Annotated in this window: 25 protein-coding genes and 1 tRNA gene; 12 read left to right on the forward strand and 14 right to left on the reverse strand. The window is 40.3% G+C overall.

All coding sequences use genetic code 11. The annotated features are described in order from the left end of the window. Positions 1–1,257 carry an HNH endonuclease gene (locus SKC35_RS10700; RefSeq protein WP_377979362.1) on the forward strand — a complete coding sequence of 419 codons (1,257 nt, stop codon included), beginning with the start codon at positions 1–3 and terminating at the stop codon, positions 1,255–1,257. 155 nt (positions 1,258–1,412) lie between these two features. On the opposite strand, the gene SKC35_RS10705 is transcribed toward SKC35_RS10700, so the two are convergent. Beyond that, the gene (locus tag SKC35_RS10705; RefSeq protein ID WP_377979363.1) at positions 1,413–2,219 is read right to left on the reverse strand and encodes a hypothetical protein; all 807 of its coding nucleotides are present in this window, start codon (positions 2,217–2,219) and stop codon (positions 1,413–1,415) included. Between the two features lie 198 nt (positions 2,220–2,417). After that, positions 2,418–3,083: an HNH endonuclease gene (locus tag SKC35_RS10710; protein ID WP_377979364.1), complete on the reverse strand. Its 666-nt coding sequence runs from the start codon at positions 3,081–3,083 to the stop codon at positions 2,418–2,420. Positions 3,084–3,572: 489 nt separating this feature from the next. On the opposite strand from SKC35_RS10710, the gene SKC35_RS10715 reads away from it, so the two are divergent. The 4 genes from SKC35_RS10715 to SKC35_RS10730 all read left to right on the forward strand — a co-directional run bounded on the left by SKC35_RS10715 (position 3,573) and on the right by SKC35_RS10730 (position 5,938). Next, on the forward strand, positions 3,573–3,779 hold the full coding sequence (locus tag SKC35_RS10715) for a hypothetical protein (protein ID WP_377979365.1): 207 nt from the start codon (positions 3,573–3,575) through the stop codon (positions 3,777–3,779). Positions 3,780–3,922: 143 nt separating this feature from the next. Beyond that, complete coding sequence (locus tag SKC35_RS10720) at positions 3,923–4,648, forward strand: DUF6088 family protein (RefSeq protein ID WP_377979366.1); 726 nt, start codon at positions 3,923–3,925, stop codon at positions 4,646–4,648. Next, complete coding sequence (locus tag SKC35_RS10725) at positions 4,645–5,625, forward strand: nucleotidyl transferase AbiEii/AbiGii toxin family protein (protein ID WP_377979367.1); 981 nt, start codon at positions 4,645–4,647, stop codon at positions 5,623–5,625. The genes SKC35_RS10720 and SKC35_RS10725 overlap by 4 nt, the downstream gene beginning before the upstream one ends. A gap of 109 nt (positions 5,626–5,734) precedes the next feature. Continuing rightward, positions 5,735–5,938: a hypothetical protein gene (locus SKC35_RS10730; RefSeq protein WP_377979368.1), complete on the forward strand. Its 204-nt coding sequence runs from the start codon at positions 5,735–5,737 to the stop codon at positions 5,936–5,938. Between the two features lie 70 nt (positions 5,939–6,008). Here SKC35_RS10730 and SKC35_RS10735 read toward each other — a convergent pair whose 3' ends face one another. Continuing rightward, a complete protein-coding gene (locus tag SKC35_RS10735; RefSeq protein ID WP_377979369.1) occupies positions 6,009–6,479 on the reverse strand; it encodes a DUF2237 family protein in 471 nt (156 codons plus the stop codon). Positions 6,480–6,537: 58 nt separating this feature from the next. Between SKC35_RS10735 and SKC35_RS10740 the strand changes: the two genes are divergently transcribed. The 3 genes from SKC35_RS10740 to SKC35_RS10750 all read left to right on the forward strand — a co-directional run bounded on the left by SKC35_RS10740 (position 6,538) and on the right by SKC35_RS10750 (position 7,394). Continuing rightward, entirely contained in the window at positions 6,538–6,780 is a 243-nt protein-coding gene (locus SKC35_RS10740; RefSeq protein ID WP_269007135.1) for a hypothetical protein, read from the forward strand. Next, positions 6,770–6,967, forward strand: a complete 198-nt coding sequence (locus SKC35_RS10745) for a hypothetical protein (RefSeq protein ID WP_377979370.1) — start codon at positions 6,770–6,772, stop codon at positions 6,965–6,967. Before SKC35_RS10740 ends, SKC35_RS10745 begins: the two co-directional genes overlap by 11 nt. Positions 6,968–7,046: 79 nt before the next feature. Then, positions 7,047–7,394 carry a hypothetical protein gene (locus SKC35_RS10750; protein ID WP_377979371.1) on the forward strand — a complete coding sequence of 116 codons (348 nt, stop codon included), beginning with the start codon at positions 7,047–7,049 and terminating at the stop codon, positions 7,392–7,394. Positions 7,395–7,486: 92 nt separating this feature from the next. On the opposite strand, the gene SKC35_RS10755 is transcribed toward SKC35_RS10750, so the two are convergent. After that, positions 7,487–8,251: a hypothetical protein gene (locus SKC35_RS10755; protein ID WP_223131388.1), complete on the reverse strand. Its 765-nt coding sequence runs from the start codon at positions 8,249–8,251 to the stop codon at positions 7,487–7,489. Between the two features lie 105 nt (positions 8,252–8,356). Here SKC35_RS10755 and SKC35_RS10760 point away from each other — a divergent pair, with 105 nt between their 5' ends. Then, positions 8,357–9,094 (forward strand): hypothetical protein, encoded by a 738-nt coding sequence (locus tag SKC35_RS10760; RefSeq protein WP_377979372.1) that lies wholly within the window; start codon positions 8,357–8,359, stop codon positions 9,092–9,094. Positions 9,095–9,203: 109 nt separating this feature from the next. Here the strand turns inward: SKC35_RS10760 and SKC35_RS10765 are convergent. Then, positions 9,204–9,278, reverse strand: a tRNA-Val gene (locus SKC35_RS10765). 148 nt (positions 9,279–9,426) lie between these two features. Here SKC35_RS10765 and SKC35_RS10770 point away from each other — a divergent pair. Beyond that, positions 9,427–10,239 carry a TerC family protein gene (locus SKC35_RS10770; protein WP_130922995.1) on the forward strand — a complete coding sequence of 271 codons (813 nt, stop codon included), beginning with the start codon at positions 9,427–9,429 and terminating at the stop codon, positions 10,237–10,239. Here SKC35_RS10770 and SKC35_RS10775 read toward each other — a convergent pair. From SKC35_RS10775 to SKC35_RS10815, 9 genes are all read right to left on the reverse strand, one after another. Further along, entirely contained in the window at positions 10,236–10,538 is a 303-nt protein-coding gene (locus tag SKC35_RS10775) for a nucleotidyltransferase family protein (RefSeq protein ID WP_377979373.1), read from the reverse strand. The two genes, SKC35_RS10770 and SKC35_RS10775, sit on opposite strands and share 4 nt — an antisense overlap. 47 nt (positions 10,539–10,585) lie before the next feature. Further along, positions 10,586–10,999: a thioredoxin family protein gene (locus tag SKC35_RS10780; protein ID WP_130895189.1), complete on the reverse strand. Its 414-nt coding sequence runs from the start codon at positions 10,997–10,999 to the stop codon at positions 10,586–10,588. Between the two features lie 179 nt (positions 11,000–11,178). Continuing rightward, positions 11,179–12,303 (reverse strand): DNA polymerase III subunit beta, encoded by a 1,125-nt coding sequence (gene dnaN / locus SKC35_RS10785; RefSeq protein WP_269007132.1) that lies wholly within the window; start codon positions 12,301–12,303, stop codon positions 11,179–11,181. 107 nt (positions 12,304–12,410) lie between these two features. Then, complete coding sequence (gene gldG, locus SKC35_RS10790) at positions 12,411–14,069, reverse strand: gliding motility-associated ABC transporter substrate-binding protein GldG (RefSeq protein ID WP_377979374.1); 1,659 nt, start codon at positions 14,067–14,069, stop codon at positions 12,411–12,413. Positions 14,070–14,131: 62 nt separating this feature from the next. Then, complete coding sequence (locus tag SKC35_RS10795) at positions 14,132–16,249, reverse strand: peptidylprolyl isomerase (RefSeq protein WP_377979375.1); 2,118 nt, start codon at positions 16,247–16,249, stop codon at positions 14,132–14,134. Between the two features lie 96 nt (positions 16,250–16,345). Next, entirely contained in the window at positions 16,346–17,470 is a 1,125-nt protein-coding gene (locus tag SKC35_RS10800; protein ID WP_377979376.1) for an aspartate aminotransferase family protein, read from the reverse strand. Positions 17,471–17,580: 110 nt separating this feature from the next. Further along, positions 17,581–18,522, reverse strand: coding sequence for an N-acetyl-gamma-glutamyl-phosphate reductase (gene argC, locus SKC35_RS10805; RefSeq protein ID WP_377979377.1), 942 nt, complete (start codon positions 18,520–18,522; stop codon positions 17,581–17,583). Position 18,523: 1 nt separating this feature from the next. After that, entirely contained in the window at positions 18,524–19,717 is a 1,194-nt protein-coding gene (gene argG, locus SKC35_RS10810; RefSeq protein ID WP_377979378.1) for an argininosuccinate synthase, read from the reverse strand. Positions 19,718–19,724: 7 nt separating this feature from the next. Then, the gene (locus SKC35_RS10815) at positions 19,725–20,387 is read right to left on the reverse strand and encodes a GNAT family N-acetyltransferase (RefSeq protein WP_377979379.1); all 663 of its coding nucleotides are present in this window, start codon (positions 20,385–20,387) and stop codon (positions 19,725–19,727) included. A 223-nt stretch (positions 20,388–20,610) separates the two neighbouring features. Between SKC35_RS10815 and aat the strand changes: the two genes are divergently transcribed. Beyond that, positions 20,611–21,219, forward strand: a complete 609-nt coding sequence (gene aat, locus SKC35_RS10820; protein WP_377979380.1) for a leucyl/phenylalanyl-tRNA--protein transferase — start codon at positions 20,611–20,613, stop codon at positions 21,217–21,219. 13 nt (positions 21,220–21,232) lie between these two features. After that, entirely contained in the window at positions 21,233–22,261 is a 1,029-nt protein-coding gene (gene proB, locus SKC35_RS10825) for a glutamate 5-kinase (RefSeq protein WP_377979381.1), read from the forward strand. Positions 22,262–22,342 lie beyond the last annotated feature (81 nt).

Raw genomic sequence — 22,342 nt, forward strand, 5'->3', positions numbered from 1 at the left:
ATGAATAAGAATAAATTGACAATTCCACGAGATTTTATTTTTAATCAAGATGCAATTATCAGTTATTATGAGAATTTGCAACAATTTGAAGGGTTAAAAATAAGTCAATCTGAAATAGCCGAATTGCTTAAATTACAATTTCCGGATTCTTTTTTTTATAATTCATTAGACAGAAAATTTGCAACTTTAAAATTTTACGGATTCCTTTATTTTGAGGAAAACGTCTTGAGATTCAATCCGAATTTTAAAAAATACGTTGATAGTTTAAAAAATGAAAATGGCGTAATTAATAGTTTTTTGGATATCTTATTGTCGAGTAAATTTAAATATTTTGAAAATTCAAGTTTCAATTTTTTTGACTTAATGATAAGTTTAATGAGAGATGAAAACATCTTGTATTTAGACCTAATTGATGTGATATCCTTAATTCAGCATTTCGATTTGTTGAATGATGTTGAGATTTTAAAAGAAAAAATAAAGAGTAATAGGGCATTGAATTTTTCTGATAAGGTTAAAGAGCTAGAAGAATTTTATGATTCTAATGATTTAGGTGATTTAGCAGCTCCTGTGCACGAAGCAAACAGATATTTATTTTCTTTTTTACAAGCAAATGGTTTTTATACTGTTAAAAACTCATTACAATTCGTGATTTATTCTCAGAAAGATGGAACAAGTCGAAAACTTGAAGATCGTAGGTTATATCTTTCTGAAGAGCTTTTGAGTCTAGTTCATGGTTATGACAATGAGTCATTTACAGATGAAGTTGAATATAACTCTGCAAATGATGAAACTGGTTTTTATGATGAGACTGTTGTTCAAGAAATAAAATTGATAGAACAATCACAAGAAACTGCTAAATCTATTTCAAGAAGGTATAAAACAGATAAAAAATTAAGGAATACTGCTCTTTTGAGAACAAAATATACTTGTGAGATAGGAATGTTGAAAGGTGAAAAACATTCAACTTTTACATCTAGATTTGATAATAAAGAGTATGCTGAAGTTCACCATTTGGTACCGATGCATGCTCAAGAAAGTGATTTTTTCGTAGAGCATGACAGACTTATAAGTTTAGATCAAATTCCTAATTTGATTGTTTTATGTCCTACATGCCATAGGAAAATTCATTTTGGGCTTGATCAAGAAGTTAAACCTGATCTTGAATTATTGTTCGATGGTCGTAAAGAGGAGTTAAAGAAACATAAATTAAATATAGATATTGAAAACTTACTAAAGTTCTACAGAATACAATTGTAAGTACATTTGGCTTAAATACTCTCTTTTATTGTCCACTTTTGATTCTCAGGTAGTGAAATATAAAAAACCACCTAAAGAGGTGGTTTTTTATATTTGTAAGTCTAGTTTATGTATATTTAAATGAATTATTAATATGCTACTTATTTAGAGTAAAGTTATTTGATTTCAATATTAAATTTTTTCGAATAAAAGATTGGGTATTTTGTATTTAGTCCATTTAAAAGATAAAATCCAGTAGTTAAAATATATTTCCCTGGTTTGAAGTCTGCTGAAAATTCAATTATGTTTAATTTAGTATTAATTTCATATTGTTCGCTCCAAATTTGATTAACACGATTAGGGCCAATTGACTCGACTAAATCAATGAATATTGGAGAAAACTTATTCATTGTTGATTTATCCAATAAATCAATTTTAACTGTTACTTTTTCCTTTTTGCTAAATTCTAATGAGCTTATTGAAATTGATGCAAATGAATTGATTTTTTCTTCAACATACCCTTCCACCAATTTAGGCATTAAAAATCTTGGTCTTTTGATTTTGGAATTATTGCTGTTAAATTCTATTAATGGCGTTGCAAATGATGTGTTATTTGAGGCAGGAGAAATAGTTCTTGCATTGTTTATTCTGAGTGCATCAAATTTCATTTGATATTCTTTTGCTATACTTAATGTAATTGAATCAACATTATAGTTTTTACCTCGGTTTTGAGATTTTTCAATTTTTTTTAATATTGATTTACTCGTAAGGTTATTAAGTTGATTAAAATATTCTTGGTCTGGTTTAAACTGAATCACTGTAACCGTTGTGTCATTGGTTTTATTTCTATTGATTACGACTACTTCTTCAGGTCCTGAAATTTTTCTCCAATATAACCCACAAAAAAACATCAATATTGCAACAATAATGGCCCACAATGCAGGGTATATTGTCTCTTTGCTTATAAATTTTATGTCAGCCATTTTTGAATTAATTATTAATATTTAAGACATAGTTTTAAAAATTGAATTCATTATTGATTTACATAACAAACTTAGAAAGTTTAATGTCATGTTTATATCCTAAACTGAAAGAAATCAGTGCAATTAAATAAAAATGATACTGTAAGTGTCCCTAATTACAAACAACATAGAATTAAATAAGAATTTCTCCATTTTACCTTAATAAGGTATATTATGAAACCCATCCCAGCTACTATTTTTCGCTGATCTTTCAAAAGGATCCGTTATTCCTAATTGCTCAATCGTGTAACCATCTTTCCCATAGTTACAGGGAGCACAAGAGGATACCAAGTTGTCTAAGCTAGTTCGGCCTCCTTTATTCCAAGGAATCACGTGATCTGCCACAGGCCAAGTGATATGAATAATCCCATGCGTGCTGAGATTAGTTTCACCTCTAGAAAATAGGGGAGAGTTTAGGCTCTTAATGAACGACCTAAGAAATTCTTGCGAAATCAATTTCCCGCCACAGTACCTGCAATGATAGGCATCTCTTTCAAAGACTTTTTGCTGGATCTTAGCAGGCGAACGAATAGGATCACGAAGGCTTATATCGATGGTTTCAGGAGGAGTGATGTTTAGTTGAAGTTTTCGATGTCTTCCTGACATTTGGCCATGTTCTATATACCAATCGGTAATCTCATCAGATCGTATTTGACTGATTACCTCTAAGCATAAGTTTTTGTTTCCGGCTATAAATGCCTCCACCGCACTAATAAATAGATCAACTTCGTTGTTCATCCACTCAGGCTTAGGCAAGGGACTTTCCTTACTCCAAGCATTGGTATCAGTTCCTAATTCAGTACATATGTTCTTTCCTCTGCACATGGAAAATTAATTAAAGGTGGAAATGATAGGTAAATGATCACTTAGTTTATTGCCGAAGATTAAGTCATGCTCCTCCGTTTTACAATGAATTAGATTTTCTATCAAGCTTGAACTGGTATACATGTGGTCTAACTGATGGATGATCTTTCCCCCTTTGGAATTCTCAAGACCTCTTGCAGAAGTATAATGTCAGCATCGTGTGATTCTAAAATCTGCCAAACCAAACTGTCCTCTTTTGCTTTTCTTATATTCCACGTAATAACTTTCATGCTTTATTCGACAGTTAGGGTTTGGGGAAACCTGAATTTGCTGTGATCAAGTCATCTTCAATTGTAAGTTGTGAAAATTTGAATTGATTTATTTGAAAATACTGCTTTATATAGTTTTAAACAAGTTTTTCACTTAGGGACAAGCTATTTTTCCGCCAGCTAAGGTCAATCAATCGTGTTAATCTATCATTCAAAGTAATTTGAGAAAAAAACAGATGGTATGAAATTTGGCATTAGAAAAGTATCGATCTCTAAAAGTATTGCGGCTTGGACTTCTTTGACCCGTATAGCTAAAAATAGTCTAGGCCTGAAAGCCCCAAGAGGTTATGGCTGGTTAACTAACCCAAAGAAGGCCCTGTATAACAAAGTGTATAATAAGACCTCTGTGAGTATCTTTAGTTCGAAATTTTGGAACTGGTTTAAATAGGAATCAAATTCCTAAGTGCATATGTCGTCATCTACCAAGTCTACCTGCTACGGAATATTTGACCATTCATTCAAATCTAAAAATGTCCAGTTTTTTTGCTAATAAACTGGACAAATTAGGTATATTTGTACAATAGAAATAGAATGAAAATAACTGAATACATAGCATTTAATATAGATAGGCTTCCTAAGGGCTATGTATTCACCTATGCTAATTTTATTACAGAGGTGAATCGAAAAGAAGCGGTGATAAAAGCACTGAATCGGATGGTGGCTTCAGGTAAAATTGCGAAACTAGCTAAAGGAAAATACTATAAACCTGAAACCACCCCATTTGGCAATCTTCAACCTAGTCAGGTTCAAGTAGTAAAAGACCTATTGGAAGAAAACGGAAAAATAACTGGTTATCTCACGGGTTACGGCATCTACAACCAACTGGGCTTAACCACACAGGTGAGCAATACGATACAAATCGGTAAAAATCAGATTCGGCCTAACTTTATAAGAGAGCGCTATAAAATCGCTTTTTTAAAACAGAAAAACACGATTACTAAAGAGAGTATTCCTTTGTTACAATTGTTGGACGCTATTCGGTATATCAAGAAAATACCTGATGCAACCGTAGAGGCATCTTGTGCAAGGTTTTTGGCAATCATTAAAAACTTAACGGACAAAGAAATCAATACCCTCGTTCGATTAGCATTAAACTATCCACCCGCCACAAGGGCTTTAGTAGGCTCATTGTTAGATCAATTACAACAAGGCAATACAACAGAACTGCTTTTCAAGTCCTTGAACCCCATTACAACGTATAGATTAACAGGAGCATCCAAAGTGTTATCCACCACTGATAAATGGAATATGGTATGAAGTTGCACGAAAACAAAACCCTATTTAGGCAAGCGGTTCAGTTTACTGCGGACAAAATGGAAATCCCTGCCAATTATGTAGAAAAAGACTATTGGGTTACTTATGCTTTGTTTACCATTTTTAACGATTCTATTGGTAAAGAAACCGTTTTTAAAGGCGGGACGGCACTATCCAAATGCTACCATATGATCGAACGATTTTCGGAAGATATTGATTTGGTCGTATTGAGACGTGAAGGAGAAACAGATAATAAGTTAAAATCAAAACTAAAAGAAGTAAGCTCTGTTTTAGAAGCCGTATTACCGGAAGTAACAATCGAGGGTATTACCCATAAAATGGGGATGAATAGAAAAACAGCACATTCCTATAACAAAGAATTTAAAAGCGATTATGGTCAAGTAAGAGATGTCATCATTTTGGAATCAACTTGGCTGGGGTATTATGAGCCCTACACTACTAAAAGCATTATTTCATTTGTTGGTCAAATGATGCTAGATAATAATCAGTCCTCAATTGCTAACGAAAATGGACTACTTCCTTTCAACTTATTGGCATTAGAACCCACAAGAACCATTTGTGAGAAAATAATGAGTTTGGTTCGTTTTTCTTATGGAGAAAACCCATTAGATGATCTAAAGAATAAGATAAGGCATACCTATGATTTGCATCAGCTGCTTAAACAAGATGAGTTTTTAAAATTCTTTCAAACAACTTATTTCGATGAGATGCTTTTAAAAGTAGCAAATGATGATGTTGCAAGTTTTAAAAACAACAATCAATGGTTAGTCCATCATCCGAGTGAAGCACTACTTTTTAAAGACTTGGAGAGGGTTTGGGATGAGTTGAAATCAACCTATAGCGGAGACTTTAAAAATCTGGTATTTGGAGAACTACCTAAAGAAGAAGCTATTTTGGAAACATTAAAAATGATTCAAGAAAGATTGAAAATAATTTCTTGGACGATAAAAATTATGTAACAATACCATTGTCTTAAGTTTTGGCTGTCAATAAACTGGATAGTTACAGAAACAAGCAAAATTATTAAGAATCAAATACTCTGATTAATCTTTTAAAGAAATATAAGGTATGAAATCTGCTAAAAATAAATTCACCTTAGCCGAGTTAGCTGACTCTGTTGTATCTGAAAATCGTCTAACTCCAGAGGAAAGAAAATTAGCTGATATAGAACTGGCAGAAGCTCGTAGAAAAAATAAAGAGAGAACTACAGAGGATCAGCAATTGCATGCTAAGGTGTTACAATTGCGCTTTTTAAAGGAAGATTCTGTATAGGAAGCCCACTTTTTGACTCTATTAAATCTAAACCTTGTGCCTTGTATCAACAATCGGCACTAGCCATTTGTCACTCGTTTGTCAATGGCTTATACTCAAACTTCATCAGCTCCTCCAGTGAGATGTACTCTAAAGTCTTAACATGTGTCGCCTTTAATAGGATGGGAGGTGCCACGTTAGCTTGATAAGCCTCTATCCATCTCGATACACAAAGGCACCATTTATCTCCCTCCACTAGACCTTTAAAACCAGATGCGGGGTAATCCACGGTTAAGTCGTTCCCTCTACTTTTGGAAAACTGCAAAAATTCATGGGTCACAACAGCACAAACCGTATGTGTCCCTATATCGTTCACACCCGTGTTACAGCAACCATCTCGATAGGCCCCCGTCATCGGACTCGTTCCACAAATCAGTAAGGGCTCGTTGAAAACATTGAGAGAATTATTCAGTGGGGTCATTGGGGAGATTTTTTGTGCGTATAAAGCTATGTTTTTTTTTAAACTAAAATAAGCTAAAGGATTAGCGTTCGTCGAAATCATATGCAGAAGTTTGAACAAATAATTATTATATTTGATTTGTATTGATAAAGCTAGTCTTATGAAAAGTAACAAGGTATTTAGAAAGGATGTAGGCCAAACCAATCTCTTGGTAAAAGTGGGAAGACTTAGTGGAAGAAATGCAGTTCGTCGTTCTAAGGCGATGGATTTAGTGGTAACCTACATTGAAAAAGGCGTTGTTTATGAAGAACAACCCGATGGTTCTAAAATTCAGATTGATATTGTAGAAAGAAATCCAGCTCAAATTTCCTTTAAGAAAGGGATGGTTTTACATGGCAAGTAAAAAGAGAGTTCGGGTTTTTGCTGGCCCTAACGGTTCAGGTAAGAGTAGCTTATTCCGAGGACTTCAACAAGAAATTAAGGAAAAGGCGGGCATTTTTATAAATGCTGACGAAATTGAATCAAGATTAAATCAATCATCACTTATCGATTTACAATTACTTGGGTTAAATGCAACTCAGGCCACATAGTTACGAAGGCTCATTCATAGCATCGTTCATCCGTCACCTTTTAGTGAAACAAAATAAGTCGTTCAGCTTTGAAACGGTCATGAGTCATTCATCCAAGATTTCTGAGATTATTGAAATGAAAGAAAGTGGGTATACTCCATACCTTTACTTTGTATGTATCGATAAACCAGAAGTGAATATTTCCAGAATATCCAATCGAGTTATATTAGGTGAGCATGACGTACCTAATGATAAAGTAATTCAACGTTATTATAGAAGCCTTGAATTACTTCATGAAGTATTGCCTTTCTGTTACCGCGCTTATTTATTTGATAATTCAGGTAAAGAGTACGAACTGATTGCCGAGTTCTACAAAGGGGATTTAGAGATAAAAACTGATCATTTGCCTTATTGGTTTATCCAATACGTGCTGCCTTATTACGAATAGAAATTCCTCTCTCGTGCTACCCACTCTGCTACTCTTGCCGTAAAATAAATAAACCACCTCGTTTGAGGTGGTTTATTAAGTAAAAGTTCGGGCTAAAACTCACTCCCATATTTTTGAATCAGTAATTTGTTTAATTGCACACACTCCTTACGTAATTCGATTAATTGCGCATTTATGTATTTGGTTGTGTTCACAGGGGCAATGCCTAAATTAACCAATTCGTTAATATCATCTACTGATTTTAAATGAAGAGGTCGAACACTGTCAGGTACCTCAAATCTTCTAAAATTGAAGGTTTTAGTGTTCTTTAATTTTTGATTCATATTCATTTCTTGAACCGTAACTGCATCCAATACGGAATTCGTTTTCATCCGAAAGTAAGTTAAATTCAGGTCCATACTTTCTTGTAGTGTTTCGGTATTTGCCACTCGAATTTCAATTACTTGAAGTTGTTGGATAATTTCATCATCTTCTACTAGGCGTAATCCTCCAGCATTTTTTAATTGCTCTAAACCATTTTTGGAATGTTGAAAAAAGGTTCTCAATGCTAAGGTTTTTACTAAAAAATAGAATTTTGGTAAGTCATTTGATACTCCCGTATCATATAATTTCGCCAATTCATCGCCATATTGTTGTTTTTGAACATTGAATGATATGACATTGTCAATTTCTTTAATATCTCTTTCTAAATCTAAATGGATATTTTTCAAAAACTGAATCTCTCTATGTTTTTCAATTTGATGCTCTCTTAAATTCTCTGCAAAGAATCCTAAAGTTACTGCTGCAAAGAGCATCAAAAATTCTGATATATATTCCTTCCACTTTTTAGGGTGATGCGAATGATGATGTACTTCCATAGGTAATAAGTTAATATTAAGTTGAATAGCTCGAAAATTAGTAAAAATATATGAGTTGGAGGAATTATATTAATTTTAGATTCAGAAACTTAAATTAGAATGAATATGAAAATGAGCGTAGGTTTAATCAGCTTATTATTTCTACAAATGAGTTGTGCGACAATAAAAAATGGAGAAAGCTGGAAAATGCGACCAGAAGATAAAACCATCGGATTGACACTTCTTTGGAATCTTCCTGAAGCAAAGATTCGGGAAATAGTACCTCCTAATCAAATTCCTCGAATTCAAAATGGTACTGGAGTCCTGATGCTTTTTTTGTGTAGTACAGACACCTATTATATCGGGAAGAAGGAATACGGTCAATTGGGTGTCGCACATCTTATTGTCCCTTTAGAAAATGAGATTTCAATTCCAGAAACGATTGGGTTGAAAAATCAAGCTATTATAAGAGGTTTAGATCAAAAAGGTTTTGGAGTACAATTTGGTGATGTTAGACTTCGGTTAGAAGAAAAGGGTGATTGGGTTGATGTGGAAGGAGATATCATTTTAGAAAAAGGCGAAATGCACTTTTCTGGTCGAGCCGAAAATAAGAAAGGGAATCAAGTTTCTTTAGCGAAGACTACGATAGTTGGAAAGAATTTGCAAGAAGACGTTTTGAGTGGACCTGAGTTCTATAAACCTATTAGCTTTAAATCAATTTCAGTGAATCATAAAGGAGAGAATTGGATTCAAAAATATGGTTTAACTAGTGTGCCCAATCGTATTTGGGTTAATGTGGATTTTGGAGTTGATTTTAACTATTTTGATCTTCGTCCGAGTCATTTGAAATCTCAGACGCATTAGACTTTGTTTAATTTAAAACAATTTGTCAACTGAAATCCCCTCTCGTGCTACCCACTTTGCTACTCGTGCCGTAAAATAAAAAAAACCACCTCGTATGAGGTGGTTTATGTGGTCCCACTAGGATTCGAACCTAGGACCCCCTGCTTGTAAGGCAGGTGCTCTGAACCAGCTGAGCTATAGGACCATTTCGTTGAATCGGTTTGCAAATATCTTATTTTATTTTAAAATATGCAAGTCTGGGTTTGAAAAAAGTTGATAAATTTTGTCTCAGAGGCCCTTTTCTTTGATTATCTGCCTGAAACACACCATCTTTGCGGCAGAAAAATATTTTTATGGAATCATTGCTTTCGGTAGATAGTATTGTCAGTTTATTGACATTGACGTTTTTGGAGATCGTATTAGGGATCGATAATATCATCTTTATTTCGATTACGGCCTCCCGCTTACCTAAAGAGGAGCAGGGCAAGGCGCGCAATATCGGTCTTATGCTGGCAATGGTTTTCCGCATTATCCTGTTGTTCGGGATCTCGGTCTTGATTTCGTTGCAGCAACCCTTCACGCACATCGACTATCCGTGGCTGAAGGCCGCACCGTCTGGTCAGGCGATCATCCTCTTTGTGGGTGGCTTGTTCCTGCTCTATAAAGCTACGAATGAAATCTTCCAAAAGCTAGAAGGCGAGGAGCACGAAATCTCCACCACAAAGAAAGCCGTTAATTCAGTGGCCAAAGTCGTAACCCAAATCGCCCTCATCAACCTCGTCTTCTCCATCGACTCCATCTTAACGGCCATAGGCCTAACTAATAACATGCCGGTGATGATTATCGCCGTAGTCGTATCTGCCCTCATCATGATGGGATTTTCGGGCCCTGTAGGCCGCTTTGTTAACAATCACCCGTCATTACAGGTTTTGGGACTATCCTTCTTAATCATGATCGGCTTCATGCTCATCGCAGAAGCGAGCCACGACTCTGAACTAACCATCCTAGGCAACTCCATAGGCCAAATCCCTAAGGGCTACCTCTACTTCTCCATCGCATTCTCCCTATTCGTAGAATTCATCAACATTCAGATGCGCAAGCGCAGCACGAAGAAGGTGGAGATAAACGATATGAAGAACCAGGCGGAGAGAGAAGGGATTATTTAAAATCCATAAACAAGTTCCTTAGTTTGATTAACGACTTGTTTAAAATAAGGATTCTTGATGGCTTGTGCCTCTAGTAAATCGATGGGGCGATTGAATATCTCTTGTAAGGAGAACTTGAAATCAAAATAATTGTCAGCGTATTCATTGACGTCTACATCATCAAAATCGACGAGTAGATCAATGTCACTATGAGAGTTGAATTGAGGCGTTAGAACAGAGCCAAAAGCATACAAGCTCTTTACCTTGTGGTTCGCACAAAGGGCATTGATTTCATTTTTGTATGCTGTAAGCGTGTTCATAATACGAATTAGAACGTAAACTTAACGTAAATCAATGCCGAAGCAAACTATTTAATGCTTTTCGCTATCGCTAGCAGCTCTTTCGCGCCACCCTGCGGCAGGCCTAACACCTTCTTCTTCACTTTACCAGAGGCATCTAAAAAGAAGACAGTAGGATAACCTTCTAGTGGATACATATTCGCTAAGGCTGGGCCTTCACCCGCTTCCATGTCCACACCGATAGACACGAAGTGTTCGTTGATGTAAGCGCCTAATTCTGGGTTAGGGAATACCTTTGACTTTAATACCTTACAAGGACCACACCAAGTCGTATACGCATCGAACATGATGCCTTTGTTCTCTTTCTTGGCTTTGGCCATTGCTTGTCTGAAAGTTCCTTCGAAGAAACGTACACCTGCTGGCTCGTCTTGCGCAGTTGTGGTTAACGAGATGGCTAATAGGGCAATTAGTAGGTATTTCATAGCTTATTTGTTTTAAAGAATAAAGCACAAAGCATAAAGAATAAAGATGGAATCCCCTGCGGGGATGAGTTCTGAAGTATTTATTACTATAGTCTAAAAAATGGAGCCGTAGGCACATTTTTTAACCAACTCTATGCTTTATTCTTTGTGCTTTATGCTTTAATCTATACTCTCTACTCTTAGTTATAAGAGTTCAACATCACCGGCATAACTAAAAGAAGCACATCCTCATTCTCATCTTGATCCGATGGAATAATCAATCCCGCTTTGTTAGGCTCGCTTAATTTGATGTCTACGAATTTCGCTGATAAGTTGCTTAACAATTCAGAAACTAATTTCGCATTAAAACCGATCTCCATGTCTTTTCCTGCATAGTCGCAAGCCAATACTTCGTTCGCTTCGTTTGAGTAATCCAAGTCCTCTGCTGAAAGCGTAAGCTTGTTAGCGGATAGCTTTAAGCGGATTTGGTGGGTTGTTTTATTCGAGTAGATCGAGATACGTTTGACCGAGCTCAAGAACTCTAAACGGTTGATCGTTAAGATCTCGTTGTTTTCTTTCGGGATCGCGTTCTCGTATTCTGGGAAGCGCTCGTCGATGATGCGGCAGATTAATGAGAAGCTTTGGAAGCTGAAGAAAGCATTTGATGCGCTGAATTCAACCGTTACGTTCGTGTCATCTGCAGGAAGAGTGGATTTTAAGAGGGCCAAAGCCTTCTTTGGCAAAATCAAACTACTCTGAGCATCCGGACGAATGTCATTGCGACGGTAACGCACTAGACGGTGACCGTCAGTGGCTACGAAGTTCGTGTGATCGCCCATCATTTGGATTAAAACACCGGTCATCGCTGGACGCATATCGTCGTTTGAAACCGCTAATAAAGTATTCGCGATCGCTTCTCCTAAGACCATAGAGGTCAAAGAAATCGTTTGATTCTTCGCTACTTCTGGGATACGAGGGAAGTCGATAGGGTTTTCGCCTGATAATTTGAAACGACCGTTTTGAGTCGAGATCTCTGCGCCAAAAGTCGCTTGATCCGCCGAAATCGTCACCGGTTGCTCTGGTAAGCTACGTAAAGTCTCTAACAATAAACGCGCTGGTAAAGCGATCGATCCGTTTTCGAATCCTTCCACTTCTAAACGCGTCGTCATCACTGTTTGTAAGTCTGATGCCGTTAAGATCAAGGTATTTCCCTCTAATTCCACTAAGATGTTCTCTAAGATAGGAATGATCGGGTTAGAAGCAACGACGCCATTGATGGCTGATAATTGCTTTAAAAGGACATTAGAGGCGACTAGAAACTTCATTATATATTAGCTTTATGATACGTGTAAAAGGGTTTTCGACAGGATGCCGTTCAAACCTTGAAGTTAAAATAATTTAGGCTTTCTACCAAAGCTTTTAGCATATGTATTTAGCGATTGTATTTCCGCTTTCGGTAAAACACAACTCCTAAACTCAGCAACGTCGCAAAAAGTAGCGGCACCGCAATGTTAATCACTTGGTAGAAGGTGCCGTCTGCTTGGATTTTGGCCTTATCTAAAGGTCGAAGCTGTATCGATTTAGACCGCGCTAACAGGGGCGAATTCTCCTCGATTAAATACGTAAACGCGTTCAACAGAAAGTCCTTGTTCGCGAAGGTATTCTTCATAAACGGGTCAAAACCCAGCGGCAGCGCCTGCTGCGATGGATAATCCACCCCATTCAAGGCCACATCGCCATCGCCCACGACTAGAATCGCGGATTCTATATCGCTGGAAGCCACGAAGTTCGTGTCTTGCGTTAAGTTGGTATAAGCAGACTCGAATTTGCCCTCCACTAGATACGCGGCCGCCTGAACCCCTGCATTATAAGCCGCTGGGTCAAAATCCTTGCCCGCAGAACTAAACGACAGCAGGGAAGGGGCTTTCGCCACCTGCGTATACTGACTGGTGCGCAATAAAGGCGTCTTGCGCAATGCAACGCCTGAAATCGTATCGATCGTGGAAACGAAACGACCGTAGACTGCATCCAGGTTCTTCGTGATCAAGTTCTTAGGGTTGCCATTCAATAGCGGGAAAGACGGCCAAGGCATCAGCTGGATGTTTGGCTTATTGCCCATATTGCCCACCTTCAAAGGAATCATCCCAGAAAGCTGCGCGTCCTTCACCAGGTTCGCATTGATGCGAAGACCATAATGGAACAGGATGTTTTCTAAACCCGTTTTGCGGGGACTAATTGCTAAGCCTTGATTCTCCAGCGTATCGATTTTCACGCCATCTACCAGGAACAAGGCCTTACCGCCTTTGACGATAAACTGATCGATTTTATAGGCATCTGATTCGCTGAATTCACGGGTGGGATTCAAGACGCAGATCGCATCCAAGCCGTCCAAGGTAGGAGAAGCCGCTAAGTCCACCGGGAATAGGTCATACTTGCGTTTTAAGCTATTCACCAGATCGATTTGGGCAATCGCTGGGGTAGACGAATATTCGACAAAGAAACCGACCTTCTTGCGCTCCTGAGGCAACAAGGTTTGGATCCCCTGCACGATCTCGTATTCTAATCCTTCGACAGACTGATTAATGATCTCCTCTGGACTCGCTAACTTGTTTCCTTTGAGCAAAAGCACGCCGGTTTTTAAGGCGCCTTTGGAAATAACCAAACCCGGAAAGACCAATTGCTGCACCTGCTTACCATTCTCCTTGTGAACTAAATTCGTAGGAGGAATGCCCAAGGAATCCAGTTGTTGTGTCAAAGAAGCACGCGCCTCTTCCGTAGGGTATTCATCGTAGACATCGATCACTTCCACCTCCATCTTCGCACTGGCGCTAGACTGCATGTCTGCGAGCAAGTCCAACGTTTCTTTTTGGAGACGTTTAAATCCTCCCGGCAAATCATCCCCTCCTAAATAAACTTGCACTAAAAGTGGCGCATCCAGGCTATTCAAGATGATCTCACTCGACTCACTCAGCGTGTACTTGCCGTCCTCGCTCAGGTCAAAACGTCCGCGCACATAGGGGCTCAACGCCATCAGAAGGACTCCGATGCCGATGAGGTAATATGCGCTAAAGCGTTTTAAGTGCGTCTTCATATAGGTGGTAAACAAGAAAAGCATCCCTTGCAGAATGCTTTTCTAATCGAAATTTCTAAATCCTAGTAGAACTTGTAGCGCTTGTCTACAATGTTCGCATTTTCTTTAATCGCTTCGTTAATGTAGAATGAAGAACGTTGTGTGTTCATCATTTGGATTTGGTTCTTGAAATTAGAGTAATCCGCTAAAGCTGGAGCAGGAGCACCGCCTAATTTCTCAGCGATAAACACCCCATTATCTCCTACGAATACTTTCGAACGCTTACCATTTTTCAAACCTGCGATACGACCTAAAGCAATCGCATCAGGACCCGCTGTATTTAACATTCCGCTAGCTAACGTAATATCTTGAACCGTTTCTACTAAAGCACCCGCGCCATAAGCTTGTGCGATTTGCTCTAATGAACCTTTCTTGTTCTCTAATTTCTTAGCAATCATTTCTCCTTTCAATTGATTGCGAACTAAAGCCGTTAATTCGATGCGGAAGTCTTCTACTTTCACATTCTCTTTCTCAGACTTACCCGTCACATAAGCAACGATGTATTGAGAATCTTGCTCAAATACTTTCTTAGAACCATCGCCTACCGCTGTATTGTCATCAAATGCCCAACGTACGATTTCACGTGCGTTCGATAAGTTATTCACCGCAGAAGCATTTTCTGTCAAACGCTCAGCACGCATCATAATCAAGTTGCGATCTTTTTTCAACGCCACTTCGAACGAAGCTAAGTTGCCATTTGCATTCGCAAACGCATCAGCCGTCGTGAACACTTTGTCCATTGTCGCTTGAGAAGGAGCAATCGTTTTGTTAATCGCTGCTAACTTGTAGCTCGTGTTTGTTTTCGCGTCTGTTACTTTCACTACATGGAAACCGAATTCTGTTTCTACGATTCCTGGCATTAAACCAGCACCATTGAAACCGAATAACGCTTTCTCGAATGACTTCGCCATTCCGCCGTTGTTTTTGAAGTATCCTAAGTCACCACCTTGTTGTGCGGTGCCGTCCATTCCGTTCATTTGGGCCAAAGTCTCGAAGCTCGCGCCTCCTTTAATTTGCGCCAAAATTCCTTCTGCACGTGTTCTCGCTTGCGCCTTCGCTGAATCCGACTTGTTCGCAGGTGCGATCAAGATGTGGCTAGCACGCATCGTGAATAAGGTATCTTTCTTCAACCCACCGTATTTGTAAATCGAATACGTTAAGCCATTTTTGAAAGGACCATAGATACCACCTACTTGGAAGGTAGCTAATTGCTCTTTCACACCTTCCGGAATTTCTGAGTAAGAAACTAAATACGGAGTACGTACATCTGAATTCAATACTGCAAACGCTGAATCATTTTGCGCTACTGCTAAATCCTTCGCTAACTTCTTGATTTGATTGTAGAACTCTACTGTATCTTGTTTCGTAGGAATCACTGGGAACGTAGCGTATTGGATAGAACGTGTGTTTGTTCCTTTAAACTCGTCTTTGTGTTTCGCTAAATACTCCTCTAATTGAGAATCTTGCACCTTAATGCTTGAATCAGGGATAGAGAAGAAAGGAACGAATAAGAATTTCGAATTGAACTTCGCTGTTTGCGCTTGGTATTCTTTCGCCGCATCAGCTTGAGTCACGTAGTTAGACATACGCATTAAGTTCTCGTATTTTGCACGGATACGATCTTGAGAGATAGACTTCTCAAAACGATCCCACGCTTGTTGTTGCTCTACTGGCAATGTTTTCAAGTTCTTTAAGAACTGAACCACGAAAGTCTTGTCGAATTGACCCGTTTGTGGGTTAGTGAATTGCTGACGAACAGATGGGTGGATGTTATTTCCTTGCACCATGTCGATTAATTCTTCATCAGAAACCTTGATTCCTAAGGCATCAAATTCTTTCTTGTAAGCGATGTCTAAGATTAATTGGTTCCAAACTTGATCACGAATCATGCTCGCTTCTTGCTCAGATGGACCTTTACCCGTTTGGGCTGTGTAATTCTGAGTAGCTTCTTCTACTTTCTTTTGGAAATCTTGGATCAGGATGCTTTCTCCAGCGATTTCACCTACTTCTTGCGAGTTAGACCCGAACAAAGAGGATTTACCTTGGAAAATATCACTTCCTACTAGGAACAATACTAAACTGATAGCAATCGCCGCCGCCGCTATTCCTGATTTCTCTCTAATTTTTGTAATTAATGCCATTATAAGGATAAATAATTGTTTTTACTCTCTATTTTTCTCTTGTGTTTTGAACAAAAGAAACGCAAAATAATCACATTTCTAGTTCAAAAGCAAGGGTTAATTTGCTAAAACCGTTTTTAAACTTTGTAAAAATTGATCCGCAATTTTTTGATCGATCGCTAAGCTCGGCAAAAGACGCAAGGTATGCTTCCCTGAATAACCGCAGAAGATATGTTCTTTAAACAATAAAGCATCTCTCACGGTCCCCACAGGCTGTTCTACCTCAATCCCGATCATCAAACCGCGACCTCTTACTTCCGTAATCCCAGGGATGCCTTTCAGCTCTTTCTGAATATAGTCACCTATCTTCGACGCATTCTCAATCAACTTTTCTTCTTGAATCACATCCAGCACCACATTCGCCGCCGTGCACGCTAAGTGATTCCCACCAAAAGTAGTCCCCAGCAAACCATAACTCGCCTGAATATGCGGCGCGATTAACACCCCACCAATGGGGAATCCATTCCCCATACCTTTAGCAGTAGTCATCATATCTGGATGAATCCCCGCAAACTGGTGCGAGAAAAACTGCCCAGAACGACCATAGCCACATTGCACCGAATCCAAAATCAATTGTGCTCCCGTCTCATCACAACGCTTTCTCAACGCCTGCAAAAACGCATCGCTCGCCACTTGAATACCTCCCACACCTTGAATTCCTTCCACGATCACGGCCGCCGTTTCCTCCGTAATCCCTGCTTCCAAGCCCTCCAAACCATTAAATGGCAAGAAACTCACGTGCGACGTATCATTAATAGGCGCTACAATGCTCGGATTATCCGTCACCGCCACCGCTCCAGCCGTTCTCCCGTGGAAAGCCTTCGAAAACGCTACCACCTTCTTACGACCCGTATGAAACGACGCTAATTTCAAAGCGTTCTCATTCGATTCCGCCCCTGAATTCGTTAAAAACAAAGTATAATTTTCGTATCCAGACACGCGACCCAGCTTCTCCGCCAGCTCTTGCTGTCCTGAAATGATGATCGAATTCGAGTAAAAGCCAATGTTGTTTAGCTGCTCCGTCATTCGCTTCACGTAAGTTGGATGCGAGTGTCCAATGGAAATCACCGCGTGACCACCATATAAATCCAGGTATTCCTGGCCATTTTTGTCCCACACCGTACTTCCTTTGGCTTTTACAAGCTCAATGTCGTAGAGGGGGTATACGTTGAATAGTTGCATAAACATTTAGATGATAGATAATAGAGTAGAGATAAGAGATGGTTTCGTTAGATTACAGAGTAGAGAGAGGAGATGGTTTTATCTCTACTCTATACTCTATAATCTCTACTCTAAAACCCAATGGCTTTTAATTTTAATCCAGCATCCTCGCTCCACCCCAGCATCAAGTTCATATTCTGAACCGCTTGGCCGGAGGCACCTTTGATCAAGTTGTCGATCACGGAGCTGATGAGGATTTGGCCCTCATGGACCTGTAAATGAAGAAAACACTTGTTCGTATTCACCACTTGTTTCACATCGACCGCTGCTGGGCTAAGGAAAACGAAGGGAGAATTCGCGTAGAAATCTTCGTATAGTTTTTCGGCCTGCTCCTGCGTCCCGCTGTAAGGCGTGTACACATTTGCCATAATCCCGCGCGAGAAATTGCCGCGGTAGGGGATAAAATGGATGGCTTTCTTCGTTCCTAATGTCTGTTTAATTTCTGCCAAATGCTGGTGCGTAAATGTCTTGTACACACTCACATTGTTATTTCTCCACGAGAAATGGCTAGTAGGCGAAAGCGATTGACCCGCGCCAGTCGAACCGGTGATGGCTGAAACGTGCACGTCTTCGGTGATTAGACCGGCTGCCGCTAGAGGCAAAAGGGCTAATTCGATGGAAGTGGCGAAGCAACCTGGGTTCGCGATTTTGGTAGCGGACTTGATTTTTTCTTTTTGAAATTCGGCTAAACCATAGACAAAGCCTTCGGATTCATCGCGGAAGTCCGTGCTTAAATCGATGATTTTCGTGTGCCAAGGAATGTCGTTCGCGGCTAAGAATTTCTTCGATTCGCCGTGCCCGGAACATAAAAAGAGGACGTCTACGGGTGTTAGGTCTTTACTAAAACGTAAATGCGTAGAGCCCAATAAATCCGTGTGCACATCCGAGATCAATTTTCCCGCCTGTGAATTCGATAAAATACAGGTCAAATGCACATCCGGGTGATTCACTAAGATTCTTAGTAATTCGCCTCCAGTGTAGCCTGCGGCCCCTACGATTCCGATCTTTGCCATCTTATTGTTCGTTCACTTTCCGGTGGATCATCGTTTGGTTTGACGCGATTTTCGAGAATCCTCTCACATCGTCACCTGTCCACGCTTTGTTCATTTCTCCGTACGCCCCAAAAACAGACGACATCAAATCATATTTCGATTCCATTCCCGTCACCATAAATTGATAAGGAGATAAGGTCACGTAAACCGTTCCCGTCACATTTCCTTGCGTATCCGCTAAGAACGTTTCGAAATTACGCATCACCGGCTCTAGGAATTGACCTTCGTGCAATAGCGTTCCGTACATATCACCGATGTTTTGTTTCCAATACAATTGGTGCTTCGTCAATACGTGTTTCTCTAATAAATGGTGTGCTTTAATGATGATCAAAGGCGCAGGAGCCTCAAAGCCCACACGTCCCTTAATCCCGATGATCGTATCACCCACGTGGATGTCACGACCGATCGCGAAAGCACCCGCTCTTTCCGTTAACTCCCGAATCGCAGCGACAGTCGATGGGAATTTCTTTCCATCTAAACCGACTAATTGACCCGCTTCGAATTGCAAGCTGATTTTCTCAGGAGCAGTCTTGGTTAATTGCGTAGGCCAAGCCTCTTCTGGTAAATAACCGTCTGAAGTCAAGGTCTCTTTTCCACCCACGGATGTGCCCCAAAGGCCTTTATTGATCGAATAAGTCGACTTGTGCCATTCTTGCACCACTCCTTTCGATTTTAAGAATTCGATTTCTGCTTCTCTCGATAATTGCAAGTCGCGGATAGGCGTGATCACCTCGCACTCCGGTGCTAGGATTCTGAACACAACATCGAAGCGAACTTGGTCGTTACCCGCACCTGTACTTCCGTGCGCGATGGCTTTGGCTCCTAATTTGGCAGCATACTTAGCGACTGCCGTAGCTTGAAAAACGCGCTCAGCAGAGACTGAAAGGGGATACGTGTTGTTTTTTAAGACGTTTCCGTACACTAAATACTTCAAACAATCCTGGTAGTATTCCTCCACCACATCTAAGGTCACGTGCGAAGTCACACCCAACGAAAAGGCTTTCTCCTCGATCGTTTTTAACTCCGCCGGAGAGAAACCACCCGTGTCCACTAAGGCCGAGTGCACTTCCATGCCGCGTTCTTCCGTTAAATATTTCACACAAAAGGAGGTGTCTAAACCACCACTAAACGCTAGAATTACTTTAGGCTTGCTCATATTATTTCTATTTTGCCTTCTTTGTGAAAGGCTGTAATAATTTTTCTTTAAACTTCTTTAGACGCGTGAAATCGGCGATATTCTTCAAGAATAGCCATTTCTCGTCTTTCTCTTCTGTTGTTTTCTTATCCGGATTCTCTGGATCATAAATCATTCCCGTACATAAACAGATCTTGCGCTCCGTTCTCGTCAGAATGTCAAAATTCACACAAGACTCACAACCTTTCCAAAAATTATCGTCTACCGGTAATTCCGCAAAAGTCGTAGGTTCATAACCTAAGTCCGAGTTGATTTTCATCACTGCTAGGGACGTGGTGATACCAATGATTTTAGCATCTGGATAGCGGCTGCGCGATAATTCGAAGGCTTTCATCTTCACGGCTTTGGCCACCCCATACTGGCGGTAGCTAGGCTTGACGATCAAACCGGAGTTCGCGACAAACTTGCCGTGTTGCCAGGTTTCAATGTAACAGAAACCCACAAAAGAGCCGTCCACGTCATCGGTTGCGATGATCGCTTTGCCTTCTGACATTTTTTCTTGAAGGTATTCTGGGGTACGCTTGGCAATTCCGGTTCCGCGGGCTTTGGCTGATTCAGCCATCTCGTGGCAGATGGATTCGGCTAGGGCGAAATGTTGTTCGCTAGCCACTTGAACGGTATATTTATTCATTTAAGAACGTAAAAAAGAATGAAACAAATTATACAAACACCTTTAGGGTATCAGACCCGGAAGATGAATCGTCTCCTTCGTCGAAGAGGAGAGGTGGAGTAATAATTTGAATTAGTAAACGTCATTCTTTAGTTTTGCCAAAGCTTTGTCACGTGACAACCGCATTTAAGGGTCGAATTTCGTGAAATCTTCGTTTAAATCCCAATAATCAAGTAATTATTTCATGGAAGCCTCCACGCCACTCACCGCCGAAACCCTTGTCTATGCTTACGCATCAGGTATGTTTCCGATGGCGGAAGAGACGGGAGAGATTTTTTGGTATAGCCCAGACCCTAGAGCGATCATTCCCATTCAGAGTTATAAGCCTGCCAAATCGCTGAAGCCCATCATCAACCAAAAACGCTTCGAGATCCGCGTAGACACCTGTTTCGAGCAAGTCATGCGCAATTGTGCCTTGCCCCGTCCTACGGAAGATGAAACCTGGATTTCCGAAGAATTGATCGCAGCCTACACGGAATTACACCGCATGGGATTAGCCCATTCAGTGGAGGCCTGGCAAGAAGATAAACTAGTGGGAGGTCTGTATGGCGTTTCTTTAGGGGCGGTATTTTTTGGCGAATCGATGTTCTCCTTTGTCTCTAATTCCTCTAAAGTCGCCTTTCATTATTTGATCCAAATCCTGCGCGAACAAAACTACCAGTTATTGGATTCACAATTCATGAACGATAACGTATTGCGTTACGGCGCCATCAATATTCCCCGTTCAGCTTACATAAAAAGACTCGCCAAAGCGCTAAAAAGCACCTGCGACTTTCAGAAACCCACAATTTAACGTAAATTGCGGCATGTCTAGGCCCATTCTTGTCATCAAATTCGGTTCGTCATCTATCACCCACAAGAACGGGGAGGTGAATGAGCAGACGTTGGAAAAGATCGCAGCCCAGGTTTCTAGCCTCGCAAAAGACTACCACATCGTCCTAGTTTCCTCCGGAGCCGTGGCCGCTGGGAAAGCCTTTTTGACGAATTACAAAGGCACGCTTTCAGAACGAAAAGCCGCAGCAGCGATCGGAAATCCGATCCTCATTGCAAAATACAACCAGTATTTCTCAAAATATGGCATCGCCATCGCCCAATCGCTTTGCGAACGCCACCACTTTTCGAACCGCGAATCTTTCCTGCAATTAAAGGAAACCTACACGGAACTTTGGAAAAGCAATGTCATTCCCATCGCAAACGAAAATGACGTTGTCTCAAACACCGAACTTAAATTCTCTGACAACGACGAACTCGCGACTTTAATCGCGACCGGTTTTGGCGCAGAAAAACTCTTAATATCTACTTCCGTAGGCGGCCTCTTAGACGCAAACGGCGAAATCATCCGCCACGTCCCTAAGATCGACGCCTCCACTTTATCCGTCGTTTCCTCCGATACCTCATCTACCGGTTTAGGCGGCATGATCTCGAAACTAACGTTCACCCGCCTTGCCATGCGCTTAGGTATCAAAGTCGTGATTTTTGGATTAGATAACGCAGGCGGAATCGTAGACGCCCTACATGAAAAAATAGGCACGGTCTTCGAAGCAGGCAAAGCCAGCTTAACCGCCCGCCAAAAATGGCTCGCCGCCGGCAGCCTCATCACCGGCAAAGTCGTCCTCGACAAAGGCGCCGTCAAAGCCATCACTTCTCGCAAAAGCCTTCTATCCGTAGGCATCACTGAAATCTTAGGTGATTTCATGAAAGGCGAGGTCATCGAATTACTAGACTCCACTAAAACTCCATTTGCCATTGCTAGGGCTAGATGTTCGAAGGCGGAGCTGGAGGAGGCGAAGAGTGGGGTGGAGGTAGCGAATGCTGACGATATAGTTTTGATTTAATATTCGAAAATGGTCTGCGCCATATAGTTTTGATTTGACCGGCCAAAGTGGTCTACGCCATACTTTATGCCGGTCAAATCA

Source organism: Aquirufa originis, assembly GCF_042714495.1.
Lineage (GTDB): Bacteria > Bacteroidota > Bacteroidia > Cytophagales > Spirosomataceae > Aquirufa > Aquirufa originis.